The sequence below is a fragment of the Kocuria tytonicola genome (assembly GCF_003687455.1).
Taxonomy (GTDB): Bacteria; Actinomycetota; Actinomycetes; order Actinomycetales; family Micrococcaceae; genus Kocuria; species Kocuria tytonicola.
The window spans coordinates 1-19351 of record NZ_PHOA01000039.1 but is presented as its reverse complement, the minus strand read 5'-3'; the positions used below and the strand labels follow the sequence as shown (position 1 = coordinate 19351).

Annotated in this window: 14 protein-coding genes; 7 read left to right on the top strand and 7 right to left on the bottom strand. The window is 71.6% G+C overall.

What is annotated here, in order from left to right; translation table 11 throughout:
• A partial coding sequence (locus CWC38_RS06175; RefSeq protein ID WP_133306233.1) for a DUF805 domain-containing protein occupies positions 1-425 on the bottom strand: 425 nt, incomplete at its 3' end.
• A gap of 182 nt (positions 426-607) precedes the next feature.
• On the opposite strand from CWC38_RS06175, the gene CWC38_RS06170 reads away from it, so the two are divergent.
• A complete protein-coding gene (locus CWC38_RS06170) occupies positions 608-2719 on the top strand; it encodes a glycoside hydrolase family 15 protein (RefSeq protein WP_121845940.1) in 2112 nt (703 codons plus the stop codon).
• A 361-nt stretch (positions 2720-3080) separates the two neighbouring features.
• Positions 3081-6689 (top strand): bifunctional proline dehydrogenase/L-glutamate gamma-semialdehyde dehydrogenase, encoded by a 3609-nt coding sequence (locus CWC38_RS06165; RefSeq protein WP_121845939.1) that lies wholly within the window; start codon positions 3081-3083, stop codon positions 6687-6689.
• Positions 6690-6895: 206 nt separating this feature from the next.
• On the opposite strand, the gene CWC38_RS06160 is transcribed toward CWC38_RS06165, so the two are convergent.
• On the bottom strand, positions 6896-7099 hold the full coding sequence (locus CWC38_RS06160) for a hypothetical protein (protein WP_121845938.1): 204 nt from the start codon (positions 7097-7099) through the stop codon (positions 6896-6898).
• Between the two features lie 77 nt (positions 7100-7176).
• On the opposite strand from CWC38_RS06160, the gene CWC38_RS06155 reads away from it, so the two are divergent.
• A complete protein-coding gene (locus tag CWC38_RS06155) occupies positions 7177-7569 on the top strand; it encodes a VOC family protein (protein WP_121845943.1) in 393 nt (130 codons plus the stop codon).
• 24 nt (positions 7570-7593) lie between these two features.
• On the opposite strand, the gene CWC38_RS06150 is transcribed toward CWC38_RS06155, so the two are convergent.
• On the bottom strand, positions 7594-8106 hold the full coding sequence (locus CWC38_RS06150; RefSeq protein WP_121845937.1) for a GNAT family N-acetyltransferase: 513 nt from the start codon (positions 8104-8106) through the stop codon (positions 7594-7596).
• A gap of 110 nt (positions 8107-8216) precedes the next feature.
• Here CWC38_RS06150 and CWC38_RS06145 point away from each other — a divergent pair, with 110 nt between their 5' ends.
• Complete coding sequence (locus CWC38_RS06145) at positions 8217-8465, top strand: type II toxin-antitoxin system prevent-host-death family antitoxin (protein ID WP_121845942.1); 249 nt, start codon at positions 8217-8219, stop codon at positions 8463-8465.
• A 67-nt stretch (positions 8466-8532) separates the two neighbouring features.
• Here CWC38_RS06145 and CWC38_RS06140 read toward each other — a convergent pair whose 3' ends face one another.
• The 4 genes from CWC38_RS06140 to CWC38_RS06125 all read right to left on the bottom strand — a co-directional run bounded on the left by CWC38_RS06140 (position 8533) and on the right by CWC38_RS06125 (position 14762).
• Positions 8533-9309, bottom strand: a complete 777-nt coding sequence (locus tag CWC38_RS06140; protein ID WP_121845936.1) for a class I SAM-dependent methyltransferase — start codon at positions 9307-9309, stop codon at positions 8533-8535.
• Between the two features lie 123 nt (positions 9310-9432).
• Positions 9433-10743, bottom strand: a complete 1311-nt coding sequence (locus tag CWC38_RS06135; RefSeq protein ID WP_121845935.1) for a VWA domain-containing protein — start codon at positions 10741-10743, stop codon at positions 9433-9435.
• A 240-nt stretch (positions 10744-10983) separates the two neighbouring features.
• Positions 10984-13647 carry an excinuclease ABC subunit UvrA gene (locus CWC38_RS06130; protein WP_121845934.1) on the bottom strand — a complete coding sequence of 888 codons (2664 nt, stop codon included), beginning with the start codon at positions 13645-13647 and terminating at the stop codon, positions 10984-10986.
• Positions 13648-13691: 44 nt separating this feature from the next.
• Positions 13692-14762 (bottom strand): hypothetical protein, encoded by a 1071-nt coding sequence (locus CWC38_RS06125; RefSeq protein WP_121845933.1) that lies wholly within the window; start codon positions 14760-14762, stop codon positions 13692-13694.
• A gap of 141 nt (positions 14763-14903) precedes the next feature.
• On the opposite strand from CWC38_RS06125, the gene CWC38_RS06120 reads away from it, so the two are divergent.
• The 3 genes from CWC38_RS06120 (at position 14904) to CWC38_RS06110 (ending at position 19301) form a co-directional block, all read left to right on the top strand.
• Positions 14904-15806, top strand: a complete 903-nt coding sequence (locus CWC38_RS06120; protein WP_121845932.1) for an alpha/beta hydrolase — start codon at positions 14904-14906, stop codon at positions 15804-15806.
• Positions 15807-15851: 45 nt separating this feature from the next.
• Positions 15852-17174: an MFS transporter gene (locus tag CWC38_RS06115; protein ID WP_240625084.1), complete on the top strand. Its 1323-nt coding sequence runs from the start codon at positions 15852-15854 to the stop codon at positions 17172-17174.
• A gap of 168 nt (positions 17175-17342) precedes the next feature.
• Positions 17343-19301 (top strand): ABC-ATPase domain-containing protein, encoded by a 1959-nt coding sequence (locus CWC38_RS06110; RefSeq protein WP_121845931.1) that lies wholly within the window; start codon positions 17343-17345, stop codon positions 19299-19301.
• Positions 19302-19351: the final 50 nt, after the last annotated feature.

Sequence of the window (19351 nt, the reverse complement as noted above, 5' to 3'; positions counted from 1 at the left end):
CGCACGCCGTGCGGGTCCGGAGGGAGCGCGGCGAGGATCAGGAGCGCGAACTGGCCGAAGACGGGGAGCAGGATCAGCAGGTACCACCAGCCGGAGAGGTTGCTGTCGTGCAGGCGCCGGACGGACAGGGCGATGGAGAAGACCACCACCAGCGCGGTCACGAGCAGCGAGAGCAGCACGAGCACGAGCACCACGATCCCGGCGGCGCCGGTGGCGTTCGGCCACTCCAGCAGATCGTTCTCGCTCGCGTAGTAGAGAGGCCCCGCGATGAGGGTCGTGACCAGCGCGACCCACCAGTACTCGGACCGGGAGGCCCGCCCGGAGAACGTGTTCCCCTTCCGGACGAAGTTGCCGATGGCCCTGAGCGGTCCCACGGGCTCACCGGGCTGCGTGGCCACGAGGGCGGGGTGGTAGAGCGTGGGCATAGGGGGTGTCCTCCTGGGTCGGTCGTGGCCCCGTCCGCGTGCAGCCCCGGAGGTCCGGGCACCGCGCGGCCGGAAGCGGGTGAACCATCCACCGTACCGAAGCGGCGCCCACGGGTCATCGGCCGAACGGCCAGAGTTCCGTGCGGCGTGAGCCGCTCGGGCGTTCGTGAGATTCTGGGGGCATGGCTTCCAGAATCGAGGACTACGCCCTGCTGTCCAACATGCGCAGCGGCCCGCTGGTCTCCCGGCACGGTTCGGTGGACTGGTGGTGCGTCCCCCGCTTCGACTCGCCCGCACTGTTCGGCGCGCTCCTGGGCACCCCGGACCACGGCCGCTGGCTGCTCGCCCCGTACTGCGCGGTGGACGACGACGCCGCGGTGGACATGTCCCTGCCCGGCGTCATCGCGGTGGAACGCTTCTACGCCGAGAACACCTTCGTGCTGCACACGGTGTGGTCCACGGACACCGGCACGGTGCGCGTCACGGACTTCATGCCCCTGAACTCCCGCTCCGAGCTGATCCGCCGGGTGGAGGGCCTCACGGGGGAGGTGGAAATGTTCCAGGACATCCGGCTGCGCTTCAACTACGGGTCCTCGGTGCCGTGGCTGAGCCGCTTCGAGGTGCTGGAGGACGAGTCGGAGGAGGCCGCCACGGAGAACGTGCTGGTGGGCATGGCCGGGCCGGACTCCGTGGTCTTCCACGGCGACCCGCTGCCGGAGGCGGACCCGGACCGGTCCAAGCGCCGCCACGCCGGGTCCTTCACGGTGGCCGCTGGCCAGACCCGTGACTTCACGCTCACGTGGTTCCCGTCCCACGGCGTGCCCCCGGAGGCCGTGGACGTGAACGAGACCCTGACCACCACGGTGAACCTGTGGCAGGAGTGGACGGAGCGCTACGAGCCCTACGACCCGCTCACCGATCCCACGGCCCTGAACCACACGGACCCCGCGGAGCAGCCCCCGGCGCAGACGGGCACCCTTCCCGTCGTGAACGGGCACGGCGCGGGGGAGACGGCCGCGCGCCCGTCGGCCCGGGACGTGGGACGCCACGGCGACCGCCCCCGCCAGGAGGGCACCGCCCTGGGCGGCTTCACCCTCACCACCACGGACGACGACCCCGCGGACCTCGTGCGCCGCAGCCTGCTGGTGGTGCGTGGGCTCATGCACCAGGCCACGGGTGGGCTGGTGGGTGCTCCCACCACGTCCCTGCCGGAGGTCGTGGGGGCGGCCCGCAACTGGGACCACCGCCTCGCGTGGCCCCGTGACGCGGCGTCGGCCCTGGAGGTCATGCTGGACCACGGCCACGACCGTGAGGCCGCGCAGCTGCGCAACTGGCTGCTGAGGGCGGTGGCCGGGGACGTGGACAACCCCTCCAACATCTACACGCTGGACGGCTCCCCCCAGATCCGTGAGCGCCTCGTGGACATGCCGGGCTACGAGCGCTCGCGGCCCGTGCGTGACGGGAACTCCTCCGGCAGTCACTACCAGTCGGACGTGGCCGGTCACGTGCTGCGGGTCTTCGAGATGCTGCGCCGGCGCGGCGTGCAGGAGGACCACCTCTCGTGGCCGCTGCAGCAGGCGCTGCTGCGCGCCGTGGTGGCCAACTACGAGGAGAAGGACCAGGGCATCTGGGAGATGCGCGGCGAGCCCCAGTACTACACGCACTCCCGCGTGATGATGTGGGCCGCCATGCAGGCGGGTGTGGACGCGGTGCGCATCCACGGCCTGCCCGGGGACGTGGAGACCTGGGAGGAGCACCGGGACCAGCTCGCGCACGAGATCTGGACCAGCGGCTACGACCCCCAGGTGGGCTCGTTCGTGCAGTACTACGGCTCCACGGACGTGGACGCCTCCCTGCTGCAGCTGCCCACGGTGGGCTTCGTGGCCTACGACGACGAGCGCATGCTCGGCACCGTGGCCCGCATCCGCCAGGAGCTCACGGACAGCTCCGGGCTGCTGCACCGCTACCGCAACCTGCCGCAGCTCACCGACCTGGACGACGTCGAGGCGTTCGCCTCCTCGATCGGCCAGGACGGGTTCGCGGGCCAGTCCGCGCCGTCGGTCTCCGCGACCCTCCAGCTCGCGGAGCAGCTCGCGCTGTGCGGGCAGGTGGAGGACGCCGTGCGGGTCACGGACGTGGCGCTCGGCACCGCCAACGAGCTGGGCCTGCTGCCCTCCACCTACTCGCCCGCCCAGCAGCGGGCCACCGGCAACTTCCCCCAGGTGGAGGCGCACCTGCACCTCATCCGCGTGCTGGACATCCTGCAGGCGGAGACCGCCCCGGACGCCTCCTGACCCACCGGAGCACGACGCCGCTGTGCCCGGACCCCCCGTGTGCCGCGTTCGGATCCGGAGCACTCCGCCAGGGCCCGTTCGGCGGCCCCGGACAGTGCAGGGGCGGCTGCTCCGGTGGCGGCCCCCCACCCGGGCGCGGGCCGCGCGGGAGGTGGCCGTGCGGCGTCGTCGTGGTCCCTCCCAGGAGCGGGGGCCACCGCGGCGCGTCATGTTGGGCGCGGAACGTGACCGCGATTACGGGCACCCCGCAGGCGCACGGTAGCGTGATGCCACCAGCCATGCCGGGCCCGGTGAGACTCGGCTGGTGGCCGAGGGAGTGCCTCGGCACCTTCCCCGGGCCGAGACTTTTGGAGGCGCTGCAATGGCACGCACCGTCAATGCCGGAACTGATCCCCACGCCCTCGCCGATCCCGCCGTGGACCTCGTGCGCACCTGGCTGCAACGGGCGCAGCAGAACCAGCTGAAGGGCAAGCAGAAGAACCCCGCGGAGGACCGTCTGGCCGCCGTGCTCCAGGACCCGAACGGGCTGGAGTTCACGGTGGGCTTCGTGGACCGCGTAATCCGCACCGAGGACACGAAAGCTGCGGCGAAGGCGCTGCAGGACATCGCGAAACTGGCCCCCCAGTCCATGCCGGTGGCGGACCGTGCGCAGATCCAGGCGGGCACCGTGCTCTCCGGCGCGCTGCCCTCCGTGGTGGTCCCCGCGGCCCGCACGCGGCTGCGCCAGATGGTGGGCCACATGGTGGTGGACGCCCGGCCCGGCCCGTTCGGCAAGTCCGTGAAGAACCTCAAGCTGCACGGCCACCGCCTGAACATCAACCTGCTGGGCGAGGAGGTGCTGGGCGAGGACGAGGCCAAGAAGCACCTCGCGGACGCCGAGGGCCTGCTGCGCCGCGAGGACGTGGACTACGTCTCGCTGAAGGTCTCCTCCGTGGTGCCGCAGCTGTCCCACTGGGGCTTCGAGCGCACCGCCGAGCGCGTGGTGGAGCGGCTGCTGCCGCTGTACGAGACCGCCGCCACCAAGGGCACGGGCACCATGTTCATCAACCTGGACATGGAGGTCTACTCGGACCTGGAGCTGACCATCGAGGTCTTCAAGCGGCTACTCGACAAGCCGCAGCTGAAGAACCTCGAGGCCGGCATCGTGGTGCAGGCCTACCTCCCGGACGCCCTGAGCGCCATCGAACGGCTCTCCGAGTGGTCCGCGCAGCGCGTCGCGGACGGCGGCGCCCAGATCAAGGTCCGCCTGGTCAAGGGCGCCAACCTCGCCATGGAGAACGTGGACGCGGAGATGCACGGCTGGCCGCTGGCCACCATGGAGTCCAAGCAGGCCACGGACACCAACTACAAGCGCGTGCTGTCCTGGCTGTTCCACCCCGAGCGCATGACGGGCATGCGCCTGGGCGTGGCCGGGCACAACCTGTTCGACATCGCCTTCGCCCACCTGCTCGCGGGGGAGCGCGGGGTCACGGACCGCATCGAGTTCGAAATGCTCCAGGGCATGGCCACCAACCAGAGCGAGGCCGTGTCCACGGACGTGGGCCAGCTGCTGCTCTACGTGCCGGCCGTGAAGCCCGCGGAGTTCGACGTCGCCGTGTCCTACCTGGTGCGCCGGCTCGAGGAGAACTCCGCGAGCGAGAACTTCATGTCCGGGATCTTCGACCTGGGCCCGGACAACTGGGTGTTCCAGCGCGAGGAGGGCCGCTTCCGGGCCGCGCTCGCGGCGCTGGAGGCTGAGCCGGAGGCACTCGCCCCGCGGCGCAACCAGGACCGCAGCGCGGAGACCGTGGGGGAGAACCCCACCCTCCCGCTGGACGAGCCGTTCCGCAACGAGGCGGACACGGACGTCTCCGTGCCCGCGAACCAGCGCTGGGCGGAGACCCTGGCGGGGAAGATCGCCAGCGCCGAGTGGTACGAGTCCGTGGCCGTCCCCGAGCTGCTCAAGGGCATGGACCAGGACTCGGACGAGGCCGTGCAGGCCGTGAACGACGTCGTGGCCACCGCCAAGGCCTCCGGGAAGCGCTGGGCGGACACCCCCGCCCGTGAGCGCGCGGAGATCCTCAACCGCGCCGCGGACATCCTCGCCGCGCGCCGCGGCCACCTCATGGCCGTGGCGGGTGCGGAGACCGGCAAGGTGCTGGAGCAGAGCGATCCCGAGGTCTCCGAGGCCGTGGACTTCTGCCGCTACTACGCCCGCCGGGCCCTCGAGCTGGAGTTCGTGGACGGCGGCGAGTTCGTGCCGCACGCCGTGACCGTGGTGACCCCGCCGTGGAACTTCCCGCTGGCCATCCCCACGGGCACCACCGTGGCGCCCCTGGCCACCGGTTCCGCCGTGATCCACAAGCCGTCCCCCGAGTCCCGCCGCTGCTCCACCGCGGTGTGCGAGGCGCTGTGGGAGGCAGGTGTGCCGCGCGACGTGCTGCAGCTCGTGGACGCCGTGGAGGGTGAGGCCGGCAGGACGCTGATCTCCCACCCGGACGTGGAGCGCGTGGTGCTCACCGGCGCGTACGAGACCGCGCAGCTGTTCGCGTCCTGGGATCCGCAGCGCCCGCTCACCGCGGAGACCTCCGGCAAGAACTCCCTGGTGATCACCCCCAGCGCGGACCGCGACCAGGCCGTGTGGGACCTCGTCTCCAGCGCCTTCGGTCACGCGGGGCAGAAGTGCTCCGCGGCGTCGCTCGGCATCCTGGTGGGTTCCGTGGCCACGTCCGAGCGGTTCCGCCGTCAGCTCGTGGATGCCGCCTCCTCCATGGTGGTCGACTGGCCCGTGAACCTGCAGGCCACCGTGGGCCCCACCGTGGAGCAGCCCTCCGACAAGCTCCGCCGCGCCCTCACCCAGCTGGAGCCGGGTGAGCAGTGGCTGATCGAGCCGAAGCAGCTGGACGACTCCGGGCGGCTGTGGCGTCCCGGCATCCGCACCGGCGTGAAGCCCGGCTCGTTCTTCCACCTCACGGAGTGCTTCGGCCCCGTGCTCGGCCTCATGGCCGCGGACAGCCTGGAGCAGGCCGTGGAGCTGCAGAACGCCACGGACTACGGGCTCACCGCGGGCATCCACTCGCTGGACGCGGACGAAATCCTGCGCTGGGTGGACTCCGTCCAGGCCGGGAACCTCTACGTGAACCGTGGCATCACGGGTGCGATCGTGCAGCGTCAGCCGTTCGGCGGCTGGAAGCGCTCCTCCGTGGGCCTCGGCGCCAAGGCCGGTGGCCCCAACTACCTGGCTTCCCTGGGTCGCTGGAAGCGCTCGGGCTTCTCGTCCTCCAGCACGGACCGCGGTGCGTCCGGCGCGTGGGTCCTGGACCCGCGCGTGCACCGCGCCCTGGACGCCGTGACCCCGCTGGTCTCGGACGAGGACCTCGTGTGGCTGCGCCGCGCCGCGCAGTCGGACCAGTCCGAGTGGCAGCGCGAGTTCGGCCAGGTCAAGGACCCCACGGCCCTGCGCAGCGAGGCCAACCTGTTCCGCTACCGCCCCCGCACCGTGGTGGTCCGCGCCCAGGAGGGCGCCTCCCTCACGGACGTCCTGCGCGTGGGCCTCGCGGCCGTGCGCTCGGGCTCGCAGGTGGTGCTCAGCGCCGCCTCGGAGGTGCCGGCCGCCGTGAACGGCCTGTTCGCCACCGTGCTGAACCCGGCCACGGACGAGGAGTTCGCGCACGCCCTGGGCACGGGCTCGCTGGGCCCGCTGGGTCAGCTCTCGGACCTGCGCTCCCTGGACGACGCCGCCCTGGACGTCCGCCACGGAGCGCGCGTCCGCGTGATCACCCCCTGGGACGGTTCCGAGGAGGACCTCAAGGACCTCTACGCGGTGCGCGCCGAGCACCCGGACATCGCCCTGATCACCGAGGACGTGGTGGGCACCGGGCGTGTGGAGATGATGTACATGCTGGCCGAGCAGGCCGTGTCCATCACCATGCACCGCTTCGGCAACCACAGCCAGTCCATGCAGCGGGTGGTGGACGAGCTGGTGCGCTGATCCACGGACCGCACACGTGCAGCGGGCCGCGCCCCCGGGAGACCGGGGCCGCGGCCCGTTGCACGTCATCCCCCAGAGGTCCGGCCCCGGCGGAGCGGGCTGCCCAAAGCACTCTGAGGTGCAGTTCTGACACCCGGAGCGCGGGTTGTGCTGTCAGAACTGCACCCCAGGATGAACCGGTTACGGGTGCCGGAGCCCGTTGCGGCCTACTGGCTCTCGGAACTCACCCTCTGTCGCTGCCACTGGGCGCCGCCCGTGAGAGTCAGCCCCAGGGCCACCAGCAGCAGGGCCCACCCGAGGATGCCGCGCCACGCCAGGTCCGTGAACGTGATGAGACACGCCGCGAGCACCATAAGGATGGCGCCGGTGAAGTACAGCCAGGGAGTCCGGGGTGAAGTGGTGGTAGCCATCCCACCACGGTAGAAGTGCCCGGAGGGGCGGCACCATGGCCGAGCGGCCAGTCTTTGACGACTGGCACTATGGATCCATGACGGGATTTCATCATGTCGAGGTGTGGGTCGCGGATCTTGTGCAGGCGCGGTCTGAATGGGGTTGGCTCCTCAACGAACTGGGGTTCAGCAAGTCGGGTGAGTGGGTTGAGGGTGAGTCCTGGTCAGCAGGAGGCGCTTACCTCACGCTGACCACCTCGCCAAACCTCTCCGGTACTGTTCACGACCGGCGCGCTCCGGGAGTGAACCATCTCGCGTTCGTGGCGGGCCAACCCGAACGCGTGGATGAGATCATGAGGGTTGCTCCCCAGAACGGCTGGAGACCGCTGTACCAGGAACGCTATCCCCACGCAGGTGGTTCTGGGCACTATGCCGGATGGCTGGAGAACTCCGCAGGATTCAAAGCCGAACTTGTGGCCGTGCAGGCGTAATTGGGTCCTGCCCCCACACACCGATCACCGCACGTCGGATGTGGTGTAGGTGACTTCCTCCACATTTCGCCCATCCGTGCTCAGGGAGTGGGCAGTGAGCGTCATTCCCACCCGCTCGCACAACAGGCGGGAGGTCCGGTTGTCAACATCGGTTCGCGCACTCACCTGAGCAAACCCCCACGCGCCAAGGGCGGCAGAGATGACGCCGGAGACAGCCTCGGTGGCCAGGCCTCGTCCCCCGTATGCCGGGTTGAACACGTACCCGATTTCGGCGGCGTCGTGCGAATCGGCCCATGTCAGTCCGACCTCACCCACGATTCCCCGTGTGGTACGGAGCTCGGCCAGGAGCACCAACTCGTCGCCGGGTCCATTCAGCTGGGCAGTGGCATAGGCGCGGAGTTCCTCGTCAGTTTTTTGCTGGCTCCATGTTCCTGCGCTCAGGTAACGGGCGACATCTGCCCGGGACCGGTATGCATGGACGGCATCAACATCAGCGGGGCGGGGTCGGCGAAGTAGGAGACGAGGGGTCTCTATCATGCCCGCATGCTAGTCCGTGGAGGCAGGACCGAAGTGCTCATCAGGTGCGATTCCATAAACTGTTGCCCCAGGTCGTGGCCGTGCGAACGTACAAATTGTACGTTTCGAGTATGACCTCGGTAACGCCCTCCCAGTTCCGCGATCAGCAACGCACCTATATCGCGGCTGCTCAGCGCGAGCCCGTCGAGATCACCTCGCGGGGCGCGGGGCGGCGTGCCGTCGTCGTGTCGCCCGAGTTCTACGACCGTGCGGTGGCGGCTCTTGAGGATCTGGCCGATGCTCTGGCGGCGGCAGAAGCGCGTGCCGAGCAGGAGCTACGGGTCTCCCACGAGGATCTGCGGCGAGAACTCGGCATCTGAGACCCTCGCGACTCTGCACGTCGGATAGACGGGAGGGCGTTTCAGGAGGCCAGGGGGTGGAAAAAGGTTACTGACGGACCGCTCGTAACCAAAACCTCTTGCGCGTGAGCCGCACCGGTCCGCCAGCGGTCTCTCGGTGGAGCGCCAGAAGTTGGTCTGCGTAGCGGTCCACGGTGAAGTCATCCGGTGTCTCCCACGGCACCAGTTGCAGGTACGCCACGAGCGCGGCAACGTCCCGGAACTCGTAGGCCCCTTCGTGCTCAGCTCCCTCGACCACCTGGAATCCAGCAGTCTCAAGTTCCCGCCGCATGGTCGCGAGGTTGACATGCGGCAATTCACGGTGGTGTCCGAGCCACGCCTCCAGCTCATGCGCCTCGTCGCCACCGACTTGCTGTGTGATGAATTGCCCTCTTTCGGCCAGCACCCGTGCGAGTTCACGAGGGGAGAACGACTCGTGTCGGTTGAGAACAAGGTCAAAGCGATTGCTCGAAAACGGCATGTCGACTGAGTCGACGTCTTCGTCTGGCGCTGTGTACTCAAAGACTTCTATGGCCAGAGGCCCAAGAGCTTCTCGGGCGGCTGCCAGGTTGGGGGACCACCCCTCCGTTGCCGTCGTGTCGGGTGGCAGGGCGTCCCCAAAAGACCTCAAGAACTCGCCTCCGCCGGTTCCCATGTCGAGAACGCTCGTCGCGTCGGCCAGTGATGCCCGGTAAATCGCCGTAAGGTTCCAGGGCACCTGCGACTCCGTCATCCGATCGGCTAAATCGGAGAAATCCCACCCCTCTGGTTGCGGACGCTCCTCAGCGCGCCAAGATGCAACCAGCTGCTCCTCAGTCTTTCTCATCCACCTAATGTAGGTGATGTCCTTGCCGAGGCCCTCTGACGGAATGATGTGACGGGTGCGGTCACTTCAGCAGGAACCCTGGCCAGCACCACCGTGATCCACAGCGGGCTCCGCCCCTGCCCCTCACGCCCCCGTCAGCGCGTCCACGAACACCTTCTGGATGTCCTCCGGGGCGCGGGCGATGTGCGAGGTGCCGCCCGTGGTCTCCGCGATCTGCTTCAGGACCTTCGCGTCCGCGTCTTGGGAGATGCCCACGGTGATGATGCGCACGGGGTCCTCCGGGTCCTGCTCCTCCTTGAGGGTGGCGAGCAGCTCCTCCAGCCCCACGGAGCCGGGGTCGTGGTTCATGCCGTCGGTCAGGACGATCACCGTGCGCAGGTGACCGGGGGCGTCGTCGTGGAGCATCTGGCGGTAGGCGGCCAGCGTAGTGTCGTACAGGCCCGTGTAGCCGTCCGGGGAGAAGGTCAGAGACTGTGCCTCCTGCGTGAGCCGGCCCCGCTGGGTGCCGCCGTCCACCGGGGCGGAGAGCTCGCGCACCGGGGTCAGGGACCGGTAGTCCTTGGCCCCGTCCAGGTGCCGCTCGAACGTCCACAGCCCGAGTGCGTCGTGCTCGGGGAACAGCCCCACGGCGGTGGCGGCCGCGGCCTTCGTGAGGTCCATCCGCGTGGCGCCGTCCGGGGAGGCCTGCTCGCCCATGGAACCGGAGGTGTCGATGGCCACGAGCGCGTGGAACGGCTCCGCGAGGTGCTGCCACTCGCCCAGGGCCTGGGTCAGGGCGGCGTCGTCCGCGGTGGGGGCCTCCGACGCCGGGCGGTCGCCCGGGGTGCTCGCCACCAGCGCCGTGTTCGCGTGCTTCCCGCGGTAGTCCTCCCACTCGGCGCGCGTGACCACGGTGGCCGTGGGGTGCTCGGCGCCCGCGGCGTAGGCGGGAGCGCTCGGGTCCGCGGCGGGTGCGGTGCTCGGGGCGGGATCCGCGGCCACCTGATCCAGGCGCTGCGACGCACTGCGGATGGGTGCGGCATCCCCCTCCGTGCGGGCGCGCCGTTTCATGGCCTGCTCGGTGGCCGCGCGGTCCGCCCGCCCGGCCTGCGCCTCGCCCAGTGCGCGGGAGATCAGCTCGCGGGTCCCGGTGTCCTCGCCCGGCCGCCCCAGTTCCACCGCCGGGTCCTGCAGCACGGCGGCCCACGTTCCGGCCCCGGTCTTGGCCGCTCCGACGACGACGGGCTCGTCCCCTCCCGCGCTCGCCGCACCGGAGGCGCCGCTCGCCCCGGAGCTGTCGGCGGCGTCGTCGTCCGGGCTCAGGCGGGAGAGCGTGAAGACCGTGGACAGGGCCAGCACCAGCGCTGCCGCGGCGAGGGCGATCCACAGGGGCACCCTGCTCCGTCCCCCGCGCTCGGCTCGGTGGGTGGCGCGGTGCTTGCCTGGTTCGGTCATCTCGGAGTTCCCCCGTCCCGCGCGAGCCACCCGGGTGGACGACCTCGAACGGTCACTCCCGGCGCGCCCCCGCACGCGGCAGCCGTGTCAGGACCCCCGTGCCGAGGTGCTGCCACGCCCCGACGTCCCTGGTGGGAACCACCCTACGGTGTGGGGCGCCTCACACGGTGGAGCGTGGCCCAGCAGCGACGCGGTCGGACCAGGACCGGCAACCCCAGTGGCGGGCCGAGTCTGCCGGTGTCAGCCCACCTCGCCCCGCAGGTACGGTGCGGTGGCGCTGTCCGGGTGTGCGGCGACGTCGTGCGGGGTGCCCGCCGCCACCACCTGCCCGCCGTCCACCCCGGCGCCCGGGCCCAGGTCCACCACGTGGTCCGCCTGGGCGACCACGCGCATGTCCAGCTCCGCCATGATGACCGTGTTCCCGGCGTCCGCCAGGCCCTGCAGGTGGCTCAGCAGCCGGTCGCTGTCCGCGGGGTGCAGCCCGGCGGTGGGCTCGTCCAGCACGTAGAGGGTGTCCCCGCGGGAGGCGCGCTGCAGCTCGGACGCGAGCTTGACGCGCTGCGCCTCACCGCCGGAGAGCTCCGTGGCGGGCTGACCCAGGCGGAGGTAGCCCAGCCCCACGTCCCGCAGCACGGCGAGGCTGTGGTGCACGGAGTCCTCGCCCTCGAAGAACGCATGCGCCTCGTCCACGCTCATGGCCAGCACGTCCGCCACGGAGCGGTCCCGCCACAGCACCTCCAGGGTGCTGTCCTTGTACCGGGTGCCCTGGCAGTCCGGGCACGGCGCGTACACGCTGGGCAGGAACAGCAGCTCCACCATCACGCTACCCTCCCCCTCGCACGTGGGGCAGCGCCCGCCCACCACGTTGAACGAGAACCGCCCGGCCCGGTACCCGCGCCGCTGCGCCTCGTCCGTGGCGGCGTAGAGCCGGCGCACGTGGTCGAACAGCCCCGTGTAGGTGGCCACGTTCGAGCGCGGCGTGCGGCCGATCGGCTTCTGGTCGATCACGACGACGCGGCGCACCCCGTCCGGCACGGAGGTCACCTCGCCGCGCACGTCGTCCGCGGCGTCGTCGGCGGCCAGCAGGTCCGACTCCGGGTCCCCCGTGAGCTCGGTGCTTTCACCAGTGCGCTGACCCAGCCGGTCGCGCACGAGCACCGGCAGGGCCTGACTGACCAGACTGGACTTGCCGGACCCCGAGATGCCCGTGACGGCGGTGAGGCATCCGGCGGGGAAGCTCACGTCCAGCCCCCGGAGGGTGTTGCGCGTGACCCCCTCCAGCGTGAGCCACCCCTGCGGTGTGCGGCGCTCCCGGGGCGCACGGGCCACGGCGTGCTCCGCGAAGAGGTAGCGGCGTGTGGCGGACTCGGAGACCTCCGCCAACCCGTCCGGCGAGCCGCTGTAGAGCACCCGCCCGCCGCGCTCGCCGGCCTCGGGTCCGATGTCCACGAGCCAGTCCGCCTCGTGGATCACCGCGAGGGAGTGCTCCACCACGAACACGCTGTTGCCGCGCTCCTTGAGCCCGTGCAGGATGCGGATGAGGGCGTCCAGGTCACGGGGGTGTAGCCCGGCGGAGGGCTCGTCCAGCACGTAGACCACCCCGAAGAGCTGCGAGGACAGCTGCGTGGCCAGGCGCAGCCGCTGCCGCTCCCCGCCGGAGAGCGTGGGGGTGGTGCGGTCCAGGGAGAGGTAGCCGAGCCCCAGGTCGCTCATGGGCTGCAGTCGCGCCACGAGGTCCGCCGCGAGGCGCTGGGCGGCGGCACGCTTCTCCACGGAGAGGTTCGGGGTGCGGCGGACGTCCGGGGCGGCGTCGTGCGAGGCACCGCCCTCCGCGACCCGTGCCGCGGTGGAGGCGGCGCGCGACTCGGCGTCCAGCACGTGGTCCGGGAGGTGCTCCGCCTCGCTGGGCCGCCAGTCCTCGGCGGTCACGGAACGCGCGATCTCCGCGAGCCGGGCCAGCGGCAGGTGCGAGAACTCGGCGATGTCCAGGCCCTCGAACGTGACCGACAGCGCCTCCGCCTTGATCTTCCTGCCGTGGCACGCGGGGCACGGCTCGCTCGTGAGGTACTGGGACACGCGCTTCTTGGTGCTCGGGCTCTTGGCGTTGGCGAACGTGTCCAGCACGTAGCGGCGGGCTCCGACGAACGTTCCCTGGTACGTGGCCGGCACGCCGTCCTTCTGCGCCCGGCGCGTCTCGTTCGGGCTCAGCCCCCGGTACACGCCCACCGTGGGGCGGTCCTCGGTGTAGAGGATCCAGTCCCGGTCCTGCCGCGGCAGGTCCTTCCAGGGGGTGTCCACGTCGTAGCCCAGGGAGACCAGGATGTCCCGCTGGTTCTGTCCCGCCCAGGCCACGGGCCAGGAGGCGACGGCGCGCTCACGGATGGTCAGGGACGGGTCCGGGACCATGCTGCGCTCGGTGACCTCGTACACCCGCCCGATGCCGTGGCACTCGGGGCACGCACCCTGCACGGTGTTCGCGGAGAAGTCCTCGGCGTAGAGCATGGGCTGGCCCTGCGGGTACCAGCCCGCACGGGAGTACAGCATGCGCACCAGGCTGGACAGCGTGGTCATGGTGGCCACGTCCGAGCGCGCCCCACCCCCGCCGCGCTGCTGCTGCAGGGCCACGGCGGGCGGCAGCCCCTCCACCGCGTCCACGTCCGGGACGCCCGCCTGGTCGATCAGCCGCCGCGCGTACGGTGCCACGGACTCCAGGTAGCGCCGCTGCGACTCCGCGAACAGCGTGCCGAACGCCAGGGACGACTTCCCGGACCCCGAGACCCCCGTGAACACCACGATGGCGTCCCGCGGCAGGTCCAGCGCCACGTCCTTGAGGTTGTTCTGCCGCGCGCCGCGCACCACCACGCCGTGCTGCCAGGATCCGGTCTCCGTCTGCTCGGTAGTCACCCGAGCCACGCTACCCGCGGGGGACGACGCCGCGGGGTCGGGCCTCAGAGCACCATCACCAGCACCACGATGATCGCCACGATCACCGCGAACACGATCGCCAGGTTGCGCCCCGCGTGGCGGTCCTCCGCGCGGGACTCCTCGCTGTTCGGATCCCGGTCCGCCCAGCGCTCGCTGCCCGCCCCGTAGTAGAGGTCGTTCGTCGACGGCTGCCGGGGCGGACCGCCCGGGCCGTAGGAGTCGGGGCCCGGGCGGTCCCCGCCGCCCCACCCGCCGCCGGGCGCGGTGCCGGGGCGGGCGGCGTCGTCGTCCGCGGCGCGGGGGTCGCTGTCCGGCTGCGGGAAGCGGGGCGTGTCGTAGGTGCCGATCCCGCCGGGGCCCGCGATGGAGTCGCGCACGGGCACGCCCTCACCGGGATAGCGGGAGCCGGTGGCCGGGGCGTCGCGTTCGTCGTCGTCCAGCAGCTCCGCGGCCGGGATGCCCGTGGTGGTCACGGCGGGGCCGCTTGCGAACGTGGGCTCCTGCGCGGCGGGCCTGGCGGACGACGACGCCGCGTCGCCCGGTACCGCGCCCTCCGGTTCCGCGTCCGCGGCCTGGCGCAGCACCTCCGAGAAGCGCACGAGCGGGCCACGGTGGGCGCCCGAGGTGTCCTGGCGGGCCACCTGGTCCGCGCGGTCGGCCACGGAACGCAGCACCGCGGCGTCGTCGAGCCCCAGATCACGGGCGGCCATGGCGAGTTCGAGGGGAGGTCGCGCGGGGTCCGCCGTGGTGGCCCACTCCAGCAGACCCGTGCGCACCGGTGAGGACAGCGTCTGCCGCAGGGCGGGGCGCAACGCGGGGACGTCCGCGAGGTCGAGCAGCTCGGTCGGAGGTGTGCCGCCGTAGCCGTGGGCGGCCTGGTCCAGCGGGCCGCGGTGGTTGAAAAGAGCGGCGAGCATGGCCGCCGCGGCGTACCGGTCCTCCACGGAGGCGGCGTCCGAGGCGCGGCGCATCAGTTCCGCCTGGGCAGGGGTGCCGGCACGGCGCACGGCCTCCAGCTGCCCGGGATCGGCGCGCACCATCCGCGCGGGTTCCTGCAGGGCGTGTGCGAGCCCCGGATCCAGTGAGTCGCTCATGACGGCCGCCTTCCGTAGTCCTGGGGAAAGCCTACGGGAGGGGCGGTGCCTCGTGTCGTGGCGGGGCACCATCTCACGGTAAGGAGAGACCGCGCGAGGTGACGCTGTCCACGTGGGAAGGAGTGGGGTCATACTGGGCTGATGAGCGCAGAACAGCGGCAGGGCATCCGTCAGATGCTGGCCCGTACCCCGACCGGGAGCGAGCCGAAAAACATCGAGGAGCAGCGCGAGGGCTTCGCCACCATGATGTCCGCGTTCCAGGTGCCTGCGGGCGTGACCCGCACGGACATCGAACTCGCCGGACGCCGGGCCGTGCTCGTGGAACCGGTGCGGGACGCGCGCCCGGGCACCATGCTCTACTTCCACGGCGGCTCCTTCGCGCTGGGCTCCCCGGAGACCGCCATGAGCCTCACCGCTCACCTGGTGCTGCGCACCGGGATGCGCGCCATCTCCTTCGACTACCGGCTGGCACCCGAGGATCCCTTCCCCGCGGGTGTGAAGGACTGCTTCGCGGCGTACCGGGAGCTGCTGGAACAGGGGAACACTGCGGAGTCCATTGCGGTGGTGGGGGACTCTGCTGGCGGCGCGATGAGCGTGACCACCGCGCTCAGCGCCCGGAACCAGGGCGTGCCCGTCCCCGCGTGCGTGGTGTGCTTCTCCCCGGGCGGTGACCCGATGCGCTCGGGCGGCAGTCTCGTGAGCCGCCGGGACAGGGATCCCTTCTTCACCCCGGAGGCGCTGCAGGCGTCGGGTGAGCGCTACCTGGCGGGTGCAAACCCGGACACCGAGATGGCCTCACCCATCTCGCGTGCCGACATGTCCGGCTTCCCGCCCCTGCTGGTCCAGGTGGGAGGGGACGAGATCCTCCTGGACGACTCCGTGCACCTCACCGAGCGGGCCCGAGAGGCGGACGTGGACGTGGTCCTGGACGTCACCGCAGGGGTCCCGCACGTGTTCCAGGCGTTCGTGGACCACCTGGACGAGGCCGGTCTGGCACTCGACCGTGCGGCCCTGTTCATCACGCAGCACGTGGCTCGGGGCTGAACCGGGGCACGAAACTCATGTCCATCCTCTACGAGCGTGCTTCCCGTGGCTGAGACGTCGCGCAGGGCCCCGGGCATCCTGCTCGCGGTGCTCATGGCCGCGATGGCCGCCGGGCCCGTGTTCAACTACGGGGTCGGGGCGCTGAGCGCCACCATCGTGGACAGCTACGGGGTCACCGAGGGGCAGTACGGGTACATCATCACCGCGGTGTTCCTGCTGGCCGGGATCACCGCGCCGGTGCTCGGTGTGCTCGCGGACCGCATCGACACCCGCGTGCAGCTCGCCCTGATCTTCGGCGGGGTGCTCGCCGCGTTCCTGCTCAGCGCCACGTGGCAGTCCTACGCCGTGCTGCTGGTCTCCGCGCTGATCGCCGGGGTCTCCCAGTCCTTCTCCAACCCCGTGACCAACCGGATCGTCGCTCGGAACGTGCCCCTGTCCCAGCGCGCCACGTGGATGGGTTGGAAGCAGTCCGGCGTGCAGGTGGGCCTGCTGGTCTCCGGGCTCACGTTCCCCGTGATCGGCGCGGTCGCCGGCTGGCGCGGTGCGGCCCTGTTCGGGGCGGCGCTGTGCGTTCCCGCCCTGTTCGCGGGGTGGTTCGTGGTCACGCGCCTGCAGCGCCGCGCCATCACCTACCCCGCCACGACGCCGACGCCGCCGCTCGCGTCCCGGCCCGCGCTCCCCGGCCCCACCACTCCAGATGTCACGGGCCCGGACACCCGCTCGGCAGCAGAGGCGCGGGCGGGCGCGGGGGCCGGCGCAGCGGCGTCGTCGTCCAGCGGGAAGCTGCCCGCGGCGGTGTGGCTGTTCACCGTGACGTCCTTCCTGAACGCGGTGGGGACGCAGGGCGTGAACGTGTACGCGTCCCTGTTCGCGGTGCGGGCGATGGGGTACACCGTGACCGTGGCGGGGGTCCTACTGGGTGTCATGGGGGTGATCGGGATCGGGAGCCGCATCGGCTGGGGGCGGGTGTCCGGGCGGCTGGGGCGCCCCGCGCCGCTGATCCAGCTCATGAGCCTTGGCGGGATCGCCGGGCTCGTGCTGCTGGTCCTCGCGGAGACCACGCAGCAGCACTGGCTCATGTGGCTGGGCGTGGCCTTCCACGCCGCGCTGCCCCTGGCGGCGAACGTGGTGATCAACTCGGGCATCGTGGCCGCCGTGCCGCGGGAACGGATCGGTGTGGCGTCCGGGCTCGTGGCCACAGGCATGTACCTGGGCTTCGCGCTGGGCCCGGTGGTGGTCGGTCAGCTCGTGGATCTCACGGGGGCGTTCACCGCCGGATGGGCAGCGGTGGCCGGAGCGTACGTGCTGTGCTTCGTGGCGGCGGTGGTGCTGGGGCGGGTGCAGGCGGCAGGGCCCAGGACGGGCTGAGCGCGGGACTGGAGGGCGGCCGCAGGTTCCCATCGGGGTGCCCGTCCCGGCGGGAAGGCTTCTGCGCAACGCCCAGCGCTCAAAGCGCCCCGCGCCCAGCTGGGTCGGTCCGCGGTCCGTCGAGCCCTGACCGTGCCATGCCCCCGGCACATGTGGTGCCATGGACCCATGAGCACACCCCGCACGGACCTCGCCCAGACCCTCCGCCGCCTGGACGGCAGCAGCTACGGCGCCTACAAGCAGCTCAAGGGCTCGTGGCGCCTGGGGGATGCCGAGCTGGTCCTGGACCGCGTGCAGTCGGACCCGTACGCGCCGCCGTCCCTGGCACGCGTGCGCCTGCCGCTGGACGTCTCCGGGATCCCCGCCGCGGTGATCGCCACGCGGGACCGGCGGGTGGCCGCCGGGGACTTCCTGACCCGCGAGTTCGCGCGCGCCGCCCGTGAGCTGGGGCCGCGCGGCGGCAAGGACTCCGGTGGCATCTCCATCCAGCGCACGGGCCAGGAGATCCTCGAACGGTCCTCCGTGATCGTGCCGGATCCCGGGAACGCAGTGGATCCCGCCTCGGCGCAAGAGTCCGGGATGCACTGGACGGGAGACGCCGGAACGGAGAACCGGGGGCGCAGAGCCGGCCGTGCGGCGTCGTCGGGCGCTGACCGGGAAGCCGTGGAGGTGCGCTGCGAGATCGCCCTGCCCGCCGCGGGCCGCCGCATCAAGGGGCGTGCGGCTGAACGGCTGCTGACCGAGGTGCTGCCGGGCGTCGTCGAGCGGGCGCTGCGGTACGAGAACCTGGACGCCCGTGCACTGGAGGCCCACGTCATCGCCCACCTGGACGCCCAGCACCTGCGCGCCCAGCTGCCCCAGCGCGGACTCGTGGCCTTCGTGGCCGACGGCGCCGTGCTGCCCCGTGCCTCGGGCCACCGGGACGAACCGCTCGCCCACGGCGCCGTGCCGTTCGAGTCCCCGCAGCAGCTGCGGGTGGAGCTCGAGCTCGAGGACGGCTCCACGGTGAGCGGCATGGGCATCCCGGAGGGCGTCACGGTGGTCGTGGGCGGCGGCTACCACGGCAAGTCCACGCTGCTGCAGGCGCTCGAGCGCGGGGTCTACAGCCACGTTCCCGGCGACGGCCGCGAGCGCGTGGTCACCCTGCCGACTGCCGTGTCCGTGCGCGCGGAGGACGGGCGGGCGGTGTCCCACACGGACGTCTCACCGTTCATCACCAACCTCCCCACCGGGGCGGACACCCGGGACTTCAGCACGGCCAACGCGTCCGGCTCCACATCCCAAGCGGCGGCGACCGTGGAGGCCGTCGAGGCGGAGGCCGATGTGCTGCTGCTGGACGAGGACACGTGCGCCACCAACCTCATGGTCCGGGACGAGCGCATGCGCGCCATGGTGCCCGGGGACCGCGAGCCCATCACGCCCTTCGTGGACCGGGTGAGCGCTCTCTACACCGAGCGCGGGGTCTCCTCCATCCTGGTCACGAGCGGGTCCGGCGCGTTCCTGGACGTCACGGACCTGGTGATCGCCATGGACGCCTACCACGCGCACGACGTCACCGACCGCGCCGCCCACGTGGTGCACGAGTTCCCGCGCCCCGAGGGGATGCGCCCGGCAGGCACCTTCGGGGAGATCCGCCCGCACGTCCCGGGCGCGGCACCCCACCCGGGTGCCGGCCCCGCTGCGGCCTCGGGGTACGACGCCGCCCGGTCCGGTTCCGGGGGTGCATCCGGCGCCCACGGTGGACGCGGCGGTGGCAGTGACCACAGTGGCCGCGGGTACGGCAGCCGAGGCGGAGCGGCGCGCGGCTCCGGCTGGCGTGGTGACCGGGAGAAACCGGCGCGTGCCAGGGGACTGGACACCGTTCAGCTGGGCCGCGAGGACGTGGACCTCTCCGCCCTCAGCCAGCTGGTGGACGCTTCCCAGACCGAGGCGATCGCGCGGCTGCTGGACGAGGTGGAGCGCACCGCGAACGGCCGCACTCCTCTGACCGAGCTGGTGGATGCCGCCCTGGAGCGGGTGGTCCGTGAGGGTCTGGACGCCCTCGCGCACCACCGCGGCCACCCGGGCCACCTGGCCCTGCCCCGTGCGCAGGACGTGGCGGCGGCCTACCACCGGGTGCGCCGCTGAGCTGACCGGCCCCTGCCGCCCCCCTTCATCCTCCTACCTCCTGCCCATCC